Origin of the sequence: Flavobacterium hibernum, from assembly GCF_000832125.1 — a bacterium.
GTDB lineage: Bacteria > Bacteroidota > Bacteroidia > Flavobacteriales > Flavobacteriaceae > Flavobacterium > Flavobacterium hibernum.
The window spans coordinates 21993-40276 of record NZ_JPRK01000022.1; the positions used below are offsets into that span (position 1 = coordinate 21993).

Annotated in this window: 12 protein-coding genes; all 12 read right to left on the reverse strand. The window is 35.3% G+C overall.

Annotation, left to right across the window (positions count from 1 at the left end; translation table 11 throughout):
* Positions 1 to 2 precede the first annotated feature (2 nt).
* Positions 3 to 155, reverse strand: coding sequence for a hypothetical protein (locus IW18_RS23250; RefSeq protein ID WP_160113203.1), 153 nt, complete (start codon positions 153 to 155; stop codon positions 3 to 5).
* Positions 156 to 173: 18 nt separating this feature from the next.
* A complete protein-coding gene (locus tag IW18_RS20660; protein WP_084608005.1) occupies positions 174 to 1874 on the reverse strand; it encodes an amidohydrolase in 1701 nt (566 codons plus the stop codon).
* 48 nt (positions 1875 to 1922) lie between these two features.
* A complete protein-coding gene (locus IW18_RS20665) occupies positions 1923 to 3395 on the reverse strand; it encodes a RagB/SusD family nutrient uptake outer membrane protein (protein ID WP_041520091.1) in 1473 nt (490 codons plus the stop codon).
* Positions 3396 to 3431: 36 nt separating this feature from the next.
* Positions 3432 to 6617 (reverse strand): SusC/RagA family TonB-linked outer membrane protein, encoded by a 3186-nt coding sequence (locus IW18_RS20670; protein WP_041520092.1) that lies wholly within the window; start codon positions 6615 to 6617, stop codon positions 3432 to 3434.
* Positions 6618 to 7587: 970 nt separating this feature from the next.
* On the reverse strand, positions 7588 to 9243 hold the full coding sequence (locus tag IW18_RS20675; RefSeq protein ID WP_041520094.1) for an arylsulfatase: 1656 nt from the start codon (positions 9241 to 9243) through the stop codon (positions 7588 to 7590).
* Between the two features lie 199 nt (positions 9244 to 9442).
* Positions 9443 to 10705: a YeiH family protein gene (locus IW18_RS20680; protein WP_041520096.1), complete on the reverse strand. Its 1263-nt coding sequence runs from the start codon at positions 10703 to 10705 to the stop codon at positions 9443 to 9445.
* A 241-nt stretch (positions 10706 to 10946) separates the two neighbouring features.
* On the reverse strand, positions 10947 to 12563 hold the full coding sequence (locus IW18_RS20685) for a sulfatase-like hydrolase/transferase (protein WP_041520098.1): 1617 nt from the start codon (positions 12561 to 12563) through the stop codon (positions 10947 to 10949).
* A 271-nt stretch (positions 12564 to 12834) separates the two neighbouring features.
* A complete protein-coding gene (locus tag IW18_RS20690; RefSeq protein ID WP_041520100.1) occupies positions 12835 to 13551 on the reverse strand; it encodes a thioredoxin domain-containing protein in 717 nt (238 codons plus the stop codon).
* A 12-nt stretch (positions 13552 to 13563) separates the two neighbouring features.
* The gene (locus tag IW18_RS20695; RefSeq protein WP_041520102.1) at positions 13564 to 15516 is read right to left on the reverse strand and encodes an alkyl/aryl-sulfatase; all 1953 of its coding nucleotides are present in this window, start codon (positions 15514 to 15516) and stop codon (positions 13564 to 13566) included.
* A gap of 6 nt (positions 15517 to 15522) precedes the next feature.
* On the reverse strand, positions 15523 to 16584 hold the full coding sequence (locus IW18_RS20700) for a sterol desaturase family protein (RefSeq protein WP_041520104.1): 1062 nt from the start codon (positions 16582 to 16584) through the stop codon (positions 15523 to 15525).
* A 261-nt stretch (positions 16585 to 16845) separates the two neighbouring features.
* Complete coding sequence (locus IW18_RS20705) at positions 16846 to 17439, reverse strand: DUF1214 domain-containing protein (protein ID WP_041520106.1); 594 nt, start codon at positions 17437 to 17439, stop codon at positions 16846 to 16848.
* 185 nt (positions 17440 to 17624) lie between these two features.
* The gene (locus tag IW18_RS20710) at positions 17625 to 18176 is read right to left on the reverse strand and encodes a DUF1254 domain-containing protein (RefSeq protein ID WP_041520107.1); all 552 of its coding nucleotides are present in this window, start codon (positions 18174 to 18176) and stop codon (positions 17625 to 17627) included.
* Positions 18177 to 18284: the final 108 nt, after the last annotated feature.

Consider the following 18284-nt stretch of genomic DNA (forward strand, 5'->3'; position numbering starts at 1 on the left):
TTTTATTTCTTCTTTTTTAAATCCTTTTTAATTTTTGCATTCTTTTTATCTTGCGAGCTTCTGATATCAGCTTCACTGAACCAAGAAATTTCAGAAGATTTTTTAGAGATTTTCATTGATATAACCGGCGTAGGATTAATGTTTATCTGAGTCATTTTTTTAGTTTTAAAGGGTTATTTTTTAAAAACTGTTTTTCCTTCTTTGATGGTTTCCAAAACGGTAATATCTTTTATTTTAGAAGGTTCGATTTTGGTTAAATCATCAGATAGTACTACTAAATCTGCCAATTTTCCGGTTTCGATAGAACCTTTACTATTTTCTTCAAAATACTCGTAAGCACCGTTTATAGTAATGGCGCGAAGACCTTCGATAGGCGATAATCTTTCGTCTGGACCAATAACTTGTCCTGTGCGTGATTTTCTTTCTACAGATGTCCACAATAAAAACAATTGATTCAGTGGAGTCACCGGATAATCAGTATGGTTTGTGGCCACAACACCTTTTTTTATGGCTGTTTTTAAAGGGCTTAAAAAGTTAGCTCTTTCCGGACCTAGATTTCTAAGGTGAACATCGCCCCAAAAGAAAGCATGATTGCTAAAGAAAGCGGCAATGATGCCCAGTTTTTTATAATCGTCTAATTGATCTGGTCTTACAAACTGAGAGTGAATAGTTACCGGTCTACGATCGTTACTATTTATGCTTAAAGTTTTATTGGCGTTTTCGATCGCTTTTAAATACATATCGATTGTTGCATCACCGTTACAATGCACAAACGGGCGAACATTGTTTTTGAATGCTTTAATAACCAAATCATTAAATTGATCTTGTGTAATGTTTGGGAAACCTGTACATACGTCATGATTACAACCCGGAACTTCTACCAAATACGATTTGCTAAAAAAAGCAGTTTTACCTTGTGGAGAACCATCAGCAATCATTTTTGTTCCTGCCAGTTTTAAGTGGTTTTTGAGTACCCCAAACTTATATTCTGGATTCTCTAGCACTTTATCTAAAGTTGGGTAACCCGGCAAAGCTTCAATATCAATAAACAACTCGTTTCTTTCTGCCGCTTTGTGCAATAATTGAACAGATTCAAAACTAGAATATCCATCCTGAGCTGTTGTAATTCCGTTACTGGCATAAAACAATTGCTGTTCTTTTAAACTTTTTATTTGCTCGTCTAAAGTAGGAGCAGGTTTTGCAGGTCTTTTTAGTAATCTGGCAGCATTTTCCTGTAATAATCCAGTAGGTTCGTTAGTTCCTTTTTTTCTTTCGATTGCTCCACCGGCAGGATTTGGTGTGCTGGCGTCAATTCCTGAAAGTTTCAACGCGTACGAATTGGAAACTGACATATGCCCGTTGATATTGGTAATCGTTACGGGATTGTTTGGAAAAGCAGCGTCAAGATCTTCTTTATTCGGGTGTCTTTTTTCTTCCAATTGATCTTGGTCATATCCGTAAGCATCGATCCATTCGCCCGGAGCGATTTTCTTTTCTTTCTGAAAATCCTGAATACGACTTACCAAATCGGCAATGTTTTTAACAGTACCCATTGGCGGAGAACCAACATTTACAGTCGTCGATCTCGATAAACCCATAAAATGGCTATGACCATCAATAAAACCCGGAACAACTGTTTTACCTTTTAAGTCAACAACAATTGTGTTTTTATCTTTTAGTTTTTCGATTGTGCTATTCGTTCCAACGGCAAGAATTTTACCGTTACTTACCGCAACAGCTTGTGCAGTACTATTTTTTGCATCGACCGTGATAATATTACCGTTTATGAAAATCTTTTCGGCGGTATTTTTTTGCTGTGCTGTGATAATCGTCGTAGCGAAGATTAAAGCCAGATATTTAAAATTATTTTTCATTTCGTTATTTCTTTTTTAATGTCTTGATATTTTTTTAAAAGTCTAATTCTATTTTGGAGCCAGTTTGTTATAAGCCAATTCATTACTCGGAATTGCCCAAACATAATTACTCGCTGTTGGCAATACTTCCGGCGCTACACCGGCGTTTCCTGTTTTGCCCGGAAGAGTTTGTACACGTCTCAATAAATCTGGAGTACGGAATCCTTCGCCTACTAATTCGATTCTTCTTTCGTTTAAAATAGTTGCAATCAATTCAGCTTTTGTTGTTACTCCGGTTGTGAATATATAGGTAGCATCAGAACGATTTCGAACGGCTGATAATAATGTTCTCGCCAAAGGCAAATTGTCGTTTTGAGCAGCGGCTTCGGCATAATTCAAGATTACTTCGGCATAGCGAATTACTGGAACGTAATCTGTAAAAGGTGCTCCATTTTTCTTGAATTTGTTCAATAATTTTTGTCCTGTCGAATTGGTAATTACCAAAGCTTTTCGAGCATCTGTTGAGGTTGGTGAAGCAAAAACATTATCGGCAATAATTCCAGCCGAATTAAAGTATAGAACCGGAGTTAAATAATTTCCGCCTAATGCACTTTGCAATCCCGGAGCTTCGGCAGCAGTTGTAAACGGAATTGAAAAAACAGCTTCATTACCAACATACGAACCTCCAAAAACAGTAGCAACATTTGGCTCTAAACGATGCGTTAAACTTCCGGAAACATATTGAAAAGGTGCTGCCGAAGGAACAAGTTTAGAAGCTTCGGAAACTACTTTAGCATAATCGGCTTTGCTCAAATATACTCTTGTTTTTAAGGCAATTGCTGTAGCTTTATGTGCTCTCGAAGCGTTAAGAATTCCTGTTGAATAACTTTCTGGTAAATCAGTTTCGGCTTCGTCTAAGTCTTTTATTATTTGAGTGTAAATGTCGGCAACACTGCTAAAAGCCAAATCATTAAGTCCGCCAGACGAGTTTCCTTTTAATCGTAGCGGAAGCGCCAATGCAGCACTATTTTGTGCATAAGGTTTTGCGTAGGTTTGAACGAGACTCAAATACGAAATGGCTCTAATAAACTTAGCTTCGGCAATATAGTTTTTACGTAAATCCTCCGTAACCACTGTAGAAGTAGCTAAATTATCGATTAAAATATTCGAGAAATTTATAGCTGTATAGGCAACGCTCCAAACCGAGTTTACAAAATCTCCTGATGATGTGATCGATTGGTTCCAGACATTGGCTCCAGTCGAGTTGTTACCATCATTCTGGCTAAATTCGTTTCCTCTTTGTTCGTTAAAAATAATGAAGCGACCGCCGTAAAGTGCTTGATTACTAAACTGTCCGTAAAGTCCGTTTACCTGAGCCAAAATTTTGGCTGGTGTACTAAAAGCGGTTTCTGTAGAAATACTCGTTTCAGGAACAGTATCCAGTGCATTATCACTACATCCTGCCAATAATAAAGCTACAAATGGTGCAATAATTAAGGTTTTTTGGATACTCTTTTTATAATTTTTAGATTTGAAAATCATGATGTTTTTATTTTATGGTTTAACTAAAATTGATGTCTAGAAACCTACATTAAGTCCTAAAGTGAATACAGAAGAATTTGCCGGAACGTTTTGATCTTTTCCAGAATTGATTGAGTTTCCGTTAATAGAAATCTCAGGATCTGAACCACGATATTTTGTCCAAGTCAATAAGTTTGAACCTTGCGCATATACTTTTGCAGATGAAATGTATTTGCTAACTAATTCGTTCTTAACCGGAATTCTGTAACTTAAAATGATGTTTTTTACTTTTAAGTAAGATCCATCTTCGACATAAGCAGAGTTGCTTGACGAGAAACCACCAGAGAAACTATCTCCGTAAACTAATTTTGGAATATCTGTAACTTGTCCCGGAGTTGTCCAACGATCTTTTATGAAAGTTCCGTTGTTAAAGAAACGCTGATCTGATAAAGTTGATCTTGTACCGTTGTATAATTTATTTCCGCCAGAGAATGTTAAACCAATCGTTAAATCGAAATTTTTATAAGACAAATTATTGTTTAAACCTCCGTAATAAGTAGGTAGAGAAGGCCCTTGAATACGTCCGTCACGATAGTTGTCGATTGCCGGAGCAGTATTTCCGTTTAGATAAGTAAAAGCTTTTGTCAGCGCATTATATTGAACCTCTTCATTATTAGCGTTTACATAAACACGATTTCCGTTTTCCGGATTAACACCCGTTGTTGGCACCGCAAAAATAGATCCTACAGAATAACCTTCTCTGGTAATATTTTGGATTCCGAAAGTGCTTAAAGCCGTTGGGTAAATATCTCCGTAACCACCTAAAGAAGTCACTTTGTTTTTAATAGTAGACAAATTTAAACTTGCATTCCATTGAAAATCATTGTTGTCTATAATATTGGCACTAACCGTAAGTTCAAAACCTTTGTTGTATAAAGAACCAACATTGGCAGCAATAGAGTTATTTGGAATTCCTTGTGATAAAGATTGCGGAGCATTTAAAATCAAGTCATTAATGTCATTTTTGTAATAATCGGCTTCGACAGTAATTCTATTGTCAAACAATCCTAAATTAAGACCAATATCAAACTTTTTACTCGTTTCCCATTTTAAATTTGAGTTTCCTGATTGTGCAAAATTCAATGTTGGAACTCCTGCATAAGTTCCTGCCGTGTATTGCGATAAAGCTGCATAATCGTTTAATTCACTGTTACCAACAATTCCGTAACTCGCACGAACTTTTAAAGCATTTAAAACACTTTTTACAGAAGAGTTTTTAAAGAAATCTTCTTCCGAAACATTCCATCCAATAGAAGCACCACCAAAATTTCCCCATTTATTTCCAGAAGCCAATGCCGATAATCCGTCTCTTCTAAAGTTAAGGTTCAACAGGTATTTTTTGTCGTAATCGTAAGCAATACTACTAAAATAAGAAAGCAAAACATTTTCTGTCTGGACAGAAGGACCAGGAGCAATAGTTGTAAATCCGCCTTGGTAACTTGTAAAAAAAGGATCCGTTAAACCCGTTTTTATAGCGCCCCAACCGTCAATTTCGCGAACATTTTTTTCCTGTCCCAAAAGCACTTTCAAACTGTGTTTTTGATCAAATATAGTCGAGTAGGTTAGCGTATTCGTCCAGTTAGATCTAGAGTATTTAGTATTCGAGTTTGTGGCACTTCCTTTAGTAGAGAAACCATCTCCACTATACGGATTTCTAAATTCTTTGTTTTCTACAACAAAATTATTGATACCATAAACGGTTTTAAATTTTAAGTTTTTGATGATTTCCAGCTCAGCATAAACACTTCCGATAAAAGTATTGTTCTCAGAAGTATTTTTATCTAAATCTAAAATCGTTTGCAAGTTGTATGCATTAAAAACACCCAATGCAGGACTATTTGCACTGTACCCAATATTTCCGTTACTCGGATTAATATTATAAGAACCATCAGGATTATAAACAGAAACGTTTGAAGGCAAAATATAAGTAAGCCTACCTAAAGGTTGTAAACCAATATATTGAGTATTAACGCTATTTCCTGCCGAAGATGCAACCGAATTTGGTGTAGAAGATCCTGAATTTGGTCCAGAATTTAAAGAGTTATTGTAGGAGAAATTCGTTCCTAAAGTAAGCGAATTATTTAATTTATGTTCGAAGTTTAAGCGGATACCTTTTCGAATAAATTCGTTTGTTTTTAAAATTCCGTTTTGATCAGAATAGCTTGTCGAAACAAAATAACTCGTAGCATTTGTTGCACCAGAAAAACTTAAGTTATGATTTTGCGAAACACCTGTATGATAAGCTACATCGTACCAATTAGTGCCAATTGTAGATCCATCGGCATTTTGACCTAAAGCAAAACCAGGCGATAATCCTGCATTTGTTCTGGCCTCATTTTTAATCGTAACATAATCCTGTGCGTTTAAAAGTTTTGGCAAGTTCGTAGCTTTATTCCAGCTTACCCAAACATCATAATTTACATTTACCTTTCCTTTTTTTCCTTTTTTGGTTGTAATTACGATAACACCATTTGCTGCTCGGGAACCATAAACTGCTGCTGCCGAAGCATCTTTTAAAACATCTACAGACTCAATATCATTTGGGTTAATGTCAGAAAGCGGATTGTTTCCAATTGCACCTCCTGCAGTTCCTGTAAAAACAGTAACACCATCTACAATAACTAACGGATAAAGAGAACTTGTGATAGAATTGATACCTCGAATTCGAATTACAGGAGTAGTATTTAAAGATCCGCTAGGCTGAACAATATTTAATCCGGAAGCCTGACCGCCTAATAATTGATCAAAACTTTGTGCCGGACGGTTGGCGATTTGTTTTGCATCGATTTTTGCCGTAGCTCCCGTAAAGGTTTTTTTTGCCGATGTTCCGTAACCTACAACAACAATCTCGTCTAGTTTTTCGACTTGTTCCGTAAGTTTTATAACCACAGGACTTCCGTCAACAATAACCTCTTTAGAGTTATATCCAATATAATTTATGATTAAAGTATATGGAAATTTTTGACCCGTTTGAAAGTAAAATTTTCCGTCTAAATCAGTTTCTACGCCGTGTGTAGTTCCTTTTATGTTTACGGCCGCACCAACAATAGGCTGATTTGTGGTTTGATCTACAATCGTTCCGTTAAGCTTCGACTGAATATTAGGTTCTGTATTTTGTGCATTCACGCCAATTGAAATAAACAAAATGCTAATCCATAAAATAAGTTTTGTATTTTTTTTCATTCTTGGTATTGATTTTTTGTAATTAAAAAATGCCTCGAAAGTTTAATAAAACCCTCGTTTTGCATTCTTTTATTTAGTGATAAATGTTTCTTAAACCTTGTTATTTCTGTTGCCGCAGAAATTTTTTAGGTGCAATTGTACTGGTGTATTTGTGTCATGTTTGTTAGTTTTTAGTTATTTTTTTTGGATGATTTATAGTTATGCGTAATAATCTCTTTGATGCAGAAAAGCGCAACAAAATGATTTATAATTTTCAATAAGAAACTTTTTAGGCCTTGAGAGATTCGTTTTTTAATTCTGATTTCATAAAAGAAAGTCAGTTATAAACAAAAGTTTTTTAGGGGATTTAACAACAGAAGCACATATAACAAAAGGTGTTATATGTATATTTTTTAGGAAGAATGTAATACGATATGCTTTCGGTTGTTTTCAAAATGTAGTTCTTTTGGTTTTAAACTCTACTAATTCTATAGACAAAGTTAATTTTAATATAATAATATCCAAAAGTTTTTTAAAATTTATTTAAGAAAGTGAGAATGTGATTGATGAAATGTGAAATGATTTTGTTTGTAAGTTATTGGTTTTTAATTTGTTAAATATTTATTTCGGAAAATAAAAAAAAGACAAAAAAATAAGTATAAGTGAGATTTTTATACTTATTTTTCTGTCTTTAAGTAGCTTACATAAATGAAATACTCTTTTTTGAGTGAATGATTTTGGTAAGTATCTGTGCGTTTTTAATTTAAATTCGAAAATGAATTCAGGCTTATAGAAACTTTAGTTTTATTCAAAATAACCATAATCATTGTCATTTCGACGAAGGAGAAATCTCCGTAATCCCGAAGCTTCGGGACGCAATGAAAGCCCAATCTTTGTCGAGCTTCTTGTGGAGATTTCTCCTTCGTCGAAATGACGAAAATGCGCAGACCAACTTTAAAATTAAGTTTTTATCAAAGTTTTTTATTATAAATTATTTCTTTAAAGCTGCGCCACCGGGCATAACTTCTGTTTTTAATTTGAATTTACTGTATTCTACAACTCCTGTTTTATCTGCCCAATCAAAATAAGAAGCCGAAAGTTTGTTTACTATTCCTAGGTTTTGCTGTGCAACATTTGTGGTTTCACCGCGATCTGTTTCTATATTATAAAGTTCCCATTCGTAAGATGGATAAGTCGAAACTAATTTCCATTTTCCATCTCTAACCGCTCTGTTTCCAGCTCTTTCCCAAAATAGAGGAGCGCCTCTGTTAACCTCTGAAACATTATCGAATAAAACGGGTAATAGACTTTTTCCTGCTAACGGATTTGACTTTACACCATTGTATTCCTGTGGATATTCGATTCCTGCCAATTCATAAAAAGTAGGAGCAAGGTCAATAATGTGTCCCGTTCCCTTATCGATTCTGCCCGCTTTTATTTTTGATGGAAACCACGCAATAAAAGGAGAACTGAATCCGCCTTCATGCATATTATTTTTATATTGTTGAAGTGGAGTATTCGATAAATAAGCCCAATTTTGTTCCTGATAATCAAATGAACCCGAAGTTCCAACAGGTCCATCATTTCGAACCAAACCTCGCCCTAGCGGATTATAAGTATTGAAACCACCTTGCGCGCCATTGTCTGAAATAAAAATAATCAGCGTGTTTTTATCCTTTTTTAAAGCTTTTAGTTTCTCCAGAACTTTCCCCACATTCTGATCCATATTATCGACCATTGCGGCATAAACTTCCATCTTTGCTTTCCAGAATTGTTTTTCATCATACGTTAATTTACTCCATTCCGGAACTTCGGGATCTCTTGGAGAAACCGTTTGATCTGAAGGTAAAATGCCGTTTGCTTTTAGTTTTGCAATTCTTTTTTCTCTTAAAATGTCCCAACCTTCATCAAATTTCCCTCTGTATTTGGCAATATCAACCGGTTTTGCCTGCAATGGCCAGTGCGGTGCCGTAAAAGCTAAGTATAAAAAGAACGGTTTATTTTCTTTGTTTTGTTCGTCTAGAAAAGTTACAGCATTATTGCCAATTTCATCTGTAAAATAGTACGAATCATCTTTTGGATGTAATTCTTCATTATTCCGAATCAGTTTTACAGGATAAGGTGTTTTCCCAAAAGGCAACGGTTTAGTATCAAAATAGTTTGAGGCGCCTTTCAGGATTCCGTAAAACTTATCAAAACCTCTCTGATTTGGCCATTGCGCCTGATCTTCAGAACCTACATGCCATTTTCCTGAAAGCAAAGTGCTGTAACCTCCGGAACGGAAAACTTCGCCTAAAGTCAAGGATTCTTTATTTAAATATCCCTGATAAGCAGGCAATCCTAAATTAACATCAAAAAATCCCATTCCGGCTTTGTGCTGATATTGTCCAGTAAGCAACGAACCACGAGTTGGTGCACAAATCGAGTTATTGTAAAATTCGCGCAAGCGTAAACCTTCGCTAGCCAGTTTATCTAAATTTGGTGTTTTAATTTCGGAACCATAATTTCCTAAATCAGAATAACCCATATCATCCACCATTATTAAAACGATATTGGGTTTTGATGTTTCTTGAGTTGCTTTATTTTGTGCCGAAACTAAAACGACTGTAGATAACAGAAGGTTTAGCGTAATAATTGTTTTTTTCATTATTGTTGATATTTTAATTTTTTAGAAATTATTGGGTTTTAACTTTATCGAAGTTTTATTAGAAAAATTGGTGTGCGCATTTTTTGTCTTCCTGAGCGAAGTCGAAGGACACGCACGAAACTCCTTAAAGAAATAACGACAATCTTTGTCGAGCTACTTAAGTGTCCTTCGACTTCGCTCAGGAGGACAATGAGTGCGATTATTTACCAAAAAGCAAAAACGCAATAATCAGCGTAACAATTACATTAAACAATTGCGCGATTAAAAACGCATATAGTGGTTTTCTACTATTATTGCTCAGTAAATCTTTAAAGTTGGTTTCGAGACCAATACTCGTAAAAGCTAAAGCAAACCAAATGCCTTGTAGATTTTTCAAACTGTCTTTTACGCCATCTCGAACTTCAGAAGTTAAAAGAAAAGAGAATAGAAGAGAAGCAGCAATAAAACCAATAACAAATTTTGGAAAACGCTCCCAAATAACACTCAAAGTTGGTTTTGATTCTACAGCTTCTGCTGATTTGTTGTGTGTATAGGTCCAATAAACAGAGATAGCAAAAGCAGCAATTCCTAACAATACATTTTGAGAGAATTTTACAATTGTACTAATTTTTAAAGCGGTTTCTCCAACCAAAGAACCCGAAGCTACAACTGCGCCAGAGGTATCGATGCTTCCGCCTAACCACGCTCCGGTAACTTCTTCTGGGAAGTTGAAATATTTGGCAATTATGGGCATGAAAATCATCATGGGAATTGCGGTTACCAAAACAATCGAAATAACATAAGACAGTTTTTTAGAATCGCCTTTAATCGCTCCCGAAGTTGCAATGGCAGCAGAAACGCCACAAATAGAAACGGCACTCGAAATCATCATGGTTAATTCGTCATCGACTTTTAGTTTTTTGCACAACCAAAAAGCAAAATACCAAACGGATAAAACCACAACCAAAGCCTGAATTAATCCTAAAGAACCTGCTTTTAAAATGTCTGAAAATATGACGCTGGTTCCCAATAAAACCAATCCAATTTTGACAAATACTTCTGTCGAAAGCGCTGATCGAAACCAGTCCGGAAGTTTAAAGAAATTACCAATCGCTAAACCAATCGCTAAACTGAAAATTACAGCTTCGAGATTTAATCCTTTTACTTCGGTATTTCCGGCAATGATTAGTGCAATAACGGTTAAAATATAAACAATTGGGAAACCCAATAGAAAGTATTTTACAGATTTTCCAATTAAGAATGCGCCCAAAGCACCTATAGAAATGAGATATAAAAACTGGAATCCGAGGATTTTTAGGTTTTGAAAATCGAATACATCTTGGAATAAATCTGTTCCGGTTGACCACTTGAAAACAGGAACTTCGGGAAGGAAAACAAAAAGAGAAGTCCCAATGATTATAAATCCGAGAATTACAACGGTCCAGTCTTCGTGAATAGTAAATGATTTGGTTGAGGTTGACATTGTATTATTTAATGGTTTTAATTTTTTTGAATAGACTCCAGCTTTAGGAGATTATTGTTATTTCAATGAAATTGGCTTTAGCCGAACTTTTTATTTGGCTAAAGCCTTTGAATATCTTCATTTTTAAACTCCAGCTAAAGTTGGAGGCAATTCAAAGAATCAATGTAAAAAAGAGATACTGAGTTAAACCCGACAGTCCCGAAGCCTCGAGATAAAACCTGTCGGGTTTGTATGATGTTGACTACAAATCGACAAAGTATTTTTGTTTGCCAAAATCAAATTCATAATAGGTTAGATTTGGCCATAAAGGTTTTATTAAACCTTTCTCCCAGTTTTGTAAAGCAAGTTGTAGTTCCTTTACTTTTTCAGGATTTTTTGAAGCCAAATCTGTTGTTTCAGATTTATCTTTTGCCAGATTATAAAGCCATTCTTCATGCGTTTTTCCGCTTACGATTAATTTCCAATCTCCGCTTCTAATGGCTTTTGCATCGCCGGAACGCCAGTATAAAGTTTTGTGTGCTTCTTTGTTTTCATTTACGGTATTTACCAAATCTACACCATCATAAATACGATCTTTTGGTAAATCAGAATGAATGGCTGCTGCAATCGTACTAAAAATGTCTAATGTACTTACCGGAGTTTTATAAATCGTATGCGGTTTAATTTTTCCTTTCCACGAAAGTGCAAACGGAACATTTACACCACCTTCAAAATGAGAAAACTTACCGGCTTTTAGTGGTGCATTTGTAGTTGCAAAAGTATAATCGGCGCCACCGTTATCACTTGCAAAAATGATTAATGTATTATCTTCGAGACCTTCTTTTTTTACTTTGGCTCTAATTCTTCCAACAGCATCATCAAGCGCACTAATCATGGCAAAATAAACACGTTTGTTTTCGTCTTTTACATTTGGGAAACGATCGTAGTATTTTTTGCGAACCTGAAATGGCGTGTGTGGTGCGTTAAACGGAACGTAAAGCAAGAAAGGTTTTGTTTTATTTTTATCGATAAAAGCTTCGGCTTCATCCGCGAATGTTTCGGTTAAATAGGCTTTGTTATGAATAATAGTAGTATCGCGACGAATTTGCCCAATTCCAACACGGCCTTTTCCCCAAATCATTTTATCGGTAAAATCTTTGTGATGGTGATTGATGATATCCGGATTATCATCTTCGGGTGTGTAAAGCGAAAATGCCTGATAAAACCCGTAATGATAATCGAAACCTCTGTCTAAAGGGAAAAAACCTTTGTTGTGTCCAAGATGCCATTTTCCGATAATTGCGGTGCTGTAACCTTGTTTTTTGGCCAAATCTGCAAATGTAATTTCAGATTGTGGTAATCCCTGAGTTGCGATTGAAGCTTCGTTTGGATAATTGATTTTGTCGTTTAATCTCCAGTTATTGGTATTAATTAAATATTTAAAACCATAATATTCTAAGTTGTTTTTTGGATAACGGTCGCCAGGCTGGTATTCGTGACCAAAACGTTCCTGATAACGACCTGTTAATATTCCGGCACGAGAAGGCGAACAAATCGAAGCCGAAACATATCCGTCCTGAAAAGTAACTCCTGAAGCTGCTAGCGAATCGATTTGTGGCGTTGGAGTCGATTTTCCACCGTATAGCGAAATGTCATATTTTCCTAAGTCATCAGCCAGAATGATAATGATATTTGGTTTTTTTAAAGTTTTGTCTGTGTTAACTTTTTGAGCAAGAAATGCTGTTTTTCCGGCTAATAATTTTTTATCAGGCTGTACTAATGTTCCATCCGTATTGATGGGCCAGAATAAAAATATCGCCAATAGAAAAAGGATAGCAACTATTGGGAGAATGATCTTTTTTGTTTTGGATAATGGCATAGTTTTTTGTTTTTGTTTTGGATGTTGTTTTAGCTACAATCTTTGTCAAAGTTTTATTCGCATTTTTGTCATCCCGAGGAACGAGGGATCCCCGTTAGTAGCTCGACAATCTACATACACTTTGTGTTAGTTTCTTGCGAAGATCCCTCGTTCCTCGGGATGACAAAAATGACGATTCTAATTGCGAAGCACAGATTAAAAGATTTAGTAGATTAAAATAAAAATCAGCTCAATCTGCAAAATCAGCGTGAAAAAAAATATAACAATCGCATTATTTAGCAGACAAAGCCACATCAACATCGTTTTTCAAATCGCCTAAACCTTCTTTTTTGAATACAATTTTTCCGTCTTTGTATAAGATCAAAGTAGGGAAGACTTTTACGGTTTTTAAATCGGCAATTACTTGCGGACTATCTTCCAGTTCTATTTCTACAATTTTAAGATGTTCACCGTATTGTGCTTTAATGGTTTCTAAAATGGGTTTTACTTTTTTGCACGGAGCACAATATTTAGAGCCAATATCAACCAAAACATCTTTGTTTTCTGAGATGATTTTTTTGTATTCTGCCAGTGTCAATTTGCTTTTAGAATTGGCATAAAAAGGTTTTCCGTTTCCAATCCAATTGGCAATTCCGCCTTCTAGACTATACGCTTCTTTGAAACCTTTTTTTAATAAATCGTCTGCCAGCCAAACACTTCGTCCTGCACCAATAGAATAGGTGAAAACAGGTCTTGTCTTGTCTAGTTTTGCAATTTGTTGATCATAATCTTTAGATTCCAGATTAAAATTAACAGCGCCATTGATATGGTTTAGTACAAATTCTTCTGGGCCTCTGGCATCAATTATTTGTGGATTTTTTTCGCTTTTAATTTTCGAATAAAATACATCTAAAGTTACGGTATTTGAGCTTTTGTTTTGTGAAAATCCCAAAACCGTAAAAAGCAAAATGGCGGTTGTAATACTATTTTTAAATATTTTATTTTTCATGATTTGTAGTTTTTAAGGTGTAACAATATTCCAATACGGATTTGCAGGTTCAAAAACACCTGCCAATTCTCTGAATTTTAGCGGATCGCCTTCAAAAATTACTCCTTCAGAAAATAAAATTGTTCTTGCATTTTCGGGATTGGTCAATAATTCTACAAACTTGGCTTTTGAAATGGCCAATGTAAATTCGGCTTTGTCGTTTACACGCGTTTGACTTTGATGCAAAACGCCATTTTTAAGATAAACCAAAATGTTTTTATTGAGTTCGGGGAAAACAAAACGTAAAGAGATTTCTTTTCCAGCGGCTTTGTTTCCATCAACAGTAATTGATAAGTAATCAAAGATAGCTTCGGGAGTTAATGATGCTAAAAATCCAGCGGCACGATTGATTGGGTTTTTAGGAACAATTACACCTTCACGAAGTTCCTTGGCTCCGGATAAATATAAATCTCTCCAAATTCCGGATTCACTTTGATAGGCAATTTGTTCGAATGCATCAGCTTGCAAATTTTTGGCCGGAACATTTTCAGGATTTGCAAAAATGACATGTTTTAAAACTTCGGCAACCCAACGGTATTCGCCTTTTTGGTAGCTTTCGGTTGCTTTTTTTAATGCGGTTTCTTCGCCGCCAAACCATTCTACATATTTCTTTGCCGCCTCGACTTGAGGAAGTTTATCGTAATCAGCAGGATTTCCGTCCCACCAACCCAAATAAAATTGATACGTTGCTTTGGCATTGTGTTTCACCGTTCCATAAAAATCTCGGTTATACCATTCTTTAGATAATTCGGCAGGAAGCTTTATTTCTTCGGCAATCTCATCTTTATTTAGACCTTTGTTGGCCAAATGAACGGTTTGATCGTGAACGTATTTGTATAAATCACGCTGTTTTTCAAGAAAAGTAATTCCTTTATCATGCCCATAAACTGGCCATGTATGAGACGGAACGATAAATTCGGTCTTATCTCCAAACAAATCAATAGCTTCATCTATATACCCAGCCCAAGCTTTTGCATCTCTTGTTTTTGCTCCTCGAGGCGTTAAAACATTATGATAGGTGTGACTTGCAATTTCGGCAGAAAAAAATACTTTTTGAGCAGGAGCAAAGACTGTTAATTCGGCCGGAGCTTCAGAATTCGGCGTAAGCTGAAAAACTAAATCCAAACCATCAATTGTAATTTTTTGACCTGTTTTTTCGACTTCAAAATTGGGTTGTAAAAGCGATGAAGAACCTCCGGATAAAAAAGGTTTTCCTAAACCAACATCGACTTGACCTGTTGCACTTTTTTCTAAACCTAACCCAAATTGATATCCGGCACGTCGTCGCATTACGTTTCCTAACAGTACATTTTCGCTTACCGCTTCTTCGTAAAAACCTTTTGGTGTAATAAATTTTACTTTTCCTGATTTGATATCTTCGGCGGAAACCAAACCTTCGATACCACCATAATGATCGCCGTGGGTGTGGGTTACAATTACTGCTAAAATTGGTTTATTGGCTACGTGTTTTTTAACTAATTCATAAGCTGCTGTCGAAGCTTCTCCAATGGTTAATGCATCGATGACAACATAACCAGTTTTGGTTTCTATGAATGAAATATTGGCAATGTCTAGCGAACGAACCTGATAAACGCCATTGGTAATTTTAAATAATCCGTTGATGTTGTTTAATTGTGCCTGACGCCACAAAGCCGGATTTGCGGTTGCGGGAGATTTTCCTTTTATAAAAGCAAAATCGTTTAGGTTTACGGCAACATTTCCAGTTTTAGAGACAATTTTTCCATCTGGTAATGTTGCAATAAAACCTCTTTTTGCATCGGTAAAATCGGCAGTATCATCAAAGTTTAATTTTGAATATACTGCCTCATTTGATTTTTGGGTAAAAGTTGACGCTTGTTTTGGTGCTTGCGCATTTGCAACAATGGTGAAACCTATTAATAGAGTGGTTATTTTATTTGTTTTCATGATTCTTTAAGATTGAGCTTGCTCGTATAAAGCCGGACTTGGTGTAGCATTTTCGGCTTTTGGTTTTAAGGGAACTGAGAAAACGCCATCTGCTAAAGCACTTCCTTCTTTTTTAGATTTAAATATTGGCCAAAGAAACTGTGCGTACCATTCTTCTTGTTTATAAGATTTGATTCCGTACGATTTTGGGAATTTTCGAGTGATTAAACCTGTACCGAAGATTACGTCCCAAATAAAAAACATATTCCCAAAGTTCCCTTTAAAATGTCCAACGCCGTCGCCACTTGTATCTGCGTGATGCGCGTGATGTGTTGCAGGAGTAGAGATTAAGCGTTCTAAAACCCATGCAATTGGATGTAATACTTTGTATTTGTATAAAGGTTTATCCCATGCAATGCTAGAATGTGCGCCCAGAGTGATAAAACTTTTTAAAACCAAAACAAATAATGCGGGCAAACCTAAACCTAAATAAGTTAAAGTTGCTGTTAGGTAAATTTGGGAGAAAAAGATGGTGTAAATAAAATTTTGTCTCGAAAGCATTGCCATTCCCATATAAGGAGCGGAGTGATGTGTTCTATGAAAACGCCATAAAAATGGTACTTGATGATGCAAACGGTGGTACCAATATTGCGTTAAATCATCGGCAATTGCGATTAGGAAAAAACCTCCCCAAAACGGAACCCACGAAAGTGAATTTTCCAGATTCGGAATTAAAACTGGAAGTACTGTTAAGCTAAAAAAAGCGATTACTGGAGGTAAAATTAATTTTGGAGCTAAAAACGAAATAATATCTATTTTGCGTTCTTCGCCAGTCCATTGGTCGTCGTACAAACCGGCACTAAATTCGATGATTCCCAAAACGAGCATAAAAACGGTCAATCCCCATGTTCTAATATTGGTGAATGCAGGTTTTGCAAATTCTAAAAAAGACGGTAATGTAATATGTGATTCGCTTACAACACCATTACTTAGTTTAAAATAAAGGTAAATTGCCAATACCGGCAATGTGTATAACAAAAGACTGATGCTTAAATCTCTAGTTAGTTTTGAATTTTGAATTGTTGCCATAATTTCTTATTTTAAAAATTGTTTTAATAATGCTAATCCGCCGGCCAAAATCGCCAGAGGTACTAAAAAAAGTATTGTACCAACGACAATCTTTTTTCCTATAATTTCGAAGTCTACTCGTTTCATTTGTTGCTGTTTTTATTCTGGTTTCTCTATTCTTTTGGAATGTTCTGAAAATCATAAATTTCAAATTAAATAATTCTAATTATATGGATTTAGTAGAATTTTATTTAATCGTTGTCCAAAAGTTTATTATAATGCTTATTTTATTTTTTGAATGGTTGGAAGCGTTTCAACAGTTAAATTGTCTCTAAGTTTTTCTGATGGTAAATACAATCGAATAATTAGACTTATTTTTTTAACGTCGTTGATAGGCAGCCAGTTTTCTGTTTTCTCAGTTCCAGAAAGATTGATTTTATAAGAAGTGCTATCGGCTTCGTATTTTACATCTTCCAGATTATAACTGTATTTATTGATTGGGTTTTTTATCAGGAATCCATTTTCGTCATAGGCCGTAATACTCCAATATTTGGCGTCTAATTTTTTTCCGCTAATGGTATAATCTGATTTTGGGTCTAATTCATTTCCTTCGCTGTCAGTACTTGTACTTAAGTAAATAACTTCTTTTTTGGTTAAGGCATATGGCCCATAAACTGCTACTTGTGCAATGGTAAGTAAATCGGCAGAGCTAAGGTCTTTATCTTTATCAACTGTTTGCCAATTGCCAATACTGCGTTGCGAATCACTTTTTCCGGATTTGATATTATAAACACCAACGGCACTTCCGAAAACTATTGCCAGAATGATCAATGCCACTCCAAGGCCTATCTTTTTTATCTTTTGATTTAAAGCCATTTTTATTGATTTTGTGTTGATATGTACATTTTTTTTCAGGAGCTAATCCCGCTATCCGTTTCAATCTTTTGTTCCGAACCCCGGAACAAAAGGATTTCCACTTCTATCGGGGCTAAACCAATTATTGTCGAGCTACTTGTGTGATTTCTCCCTTCGGTCGAAATGACAAACTTTTAGAAAAAACTTTACTTTCCTAATTTTTCTACTGTAACTCCATGTTGTAATTCTGCAAGTTTCGCTACCGGATAGGCTTTTGAAACTAAATAGCGAAACAGTATCAATCCTTTTGTTGTTGGACTATAGATAATTTTCTCTTTTGGAATATTTTTCAAAACTTCGTTTGTACTTCCTTCAGGAGCGAGATAATATTCAAATTTTGATTTTACTTTTTCTTCGTTTTCCACAAAATAATTAGTGGTATTTTGTTGATAAGCCGAGATTGACCAATAGGTTGAATCTGGAACTATTCCTGAAATTTTTAGGATATTATCTTTTAAATCATAATTGATTGTGGAATACAAAAAGTCAGGATTTGGAAGTGGAATTACTCTGCTGTTTTCTGCATTTGGCTGATCTCCAAATCGGGGAGTATTTACTAATCCCAGACTTTTTTCGGCAAATTTATTTTGCACATAATAGGGAGTTATCCATACGGTTAAGTAATAAAAGCTTACCGCAATTACTACAAGAACTAAGGCAAAAATGCCGTTTTTGATAAGTGGTTTTGTTGCTGCCATAATTTGCTTTTTTTAGTTATTCTGCAAGTTTTTTCAAACCTTGCATGCATTATTAGTTGATCTTCAAAATCAGTCTTGATTTTTTCGAAAATAATTTAAAACCTACAA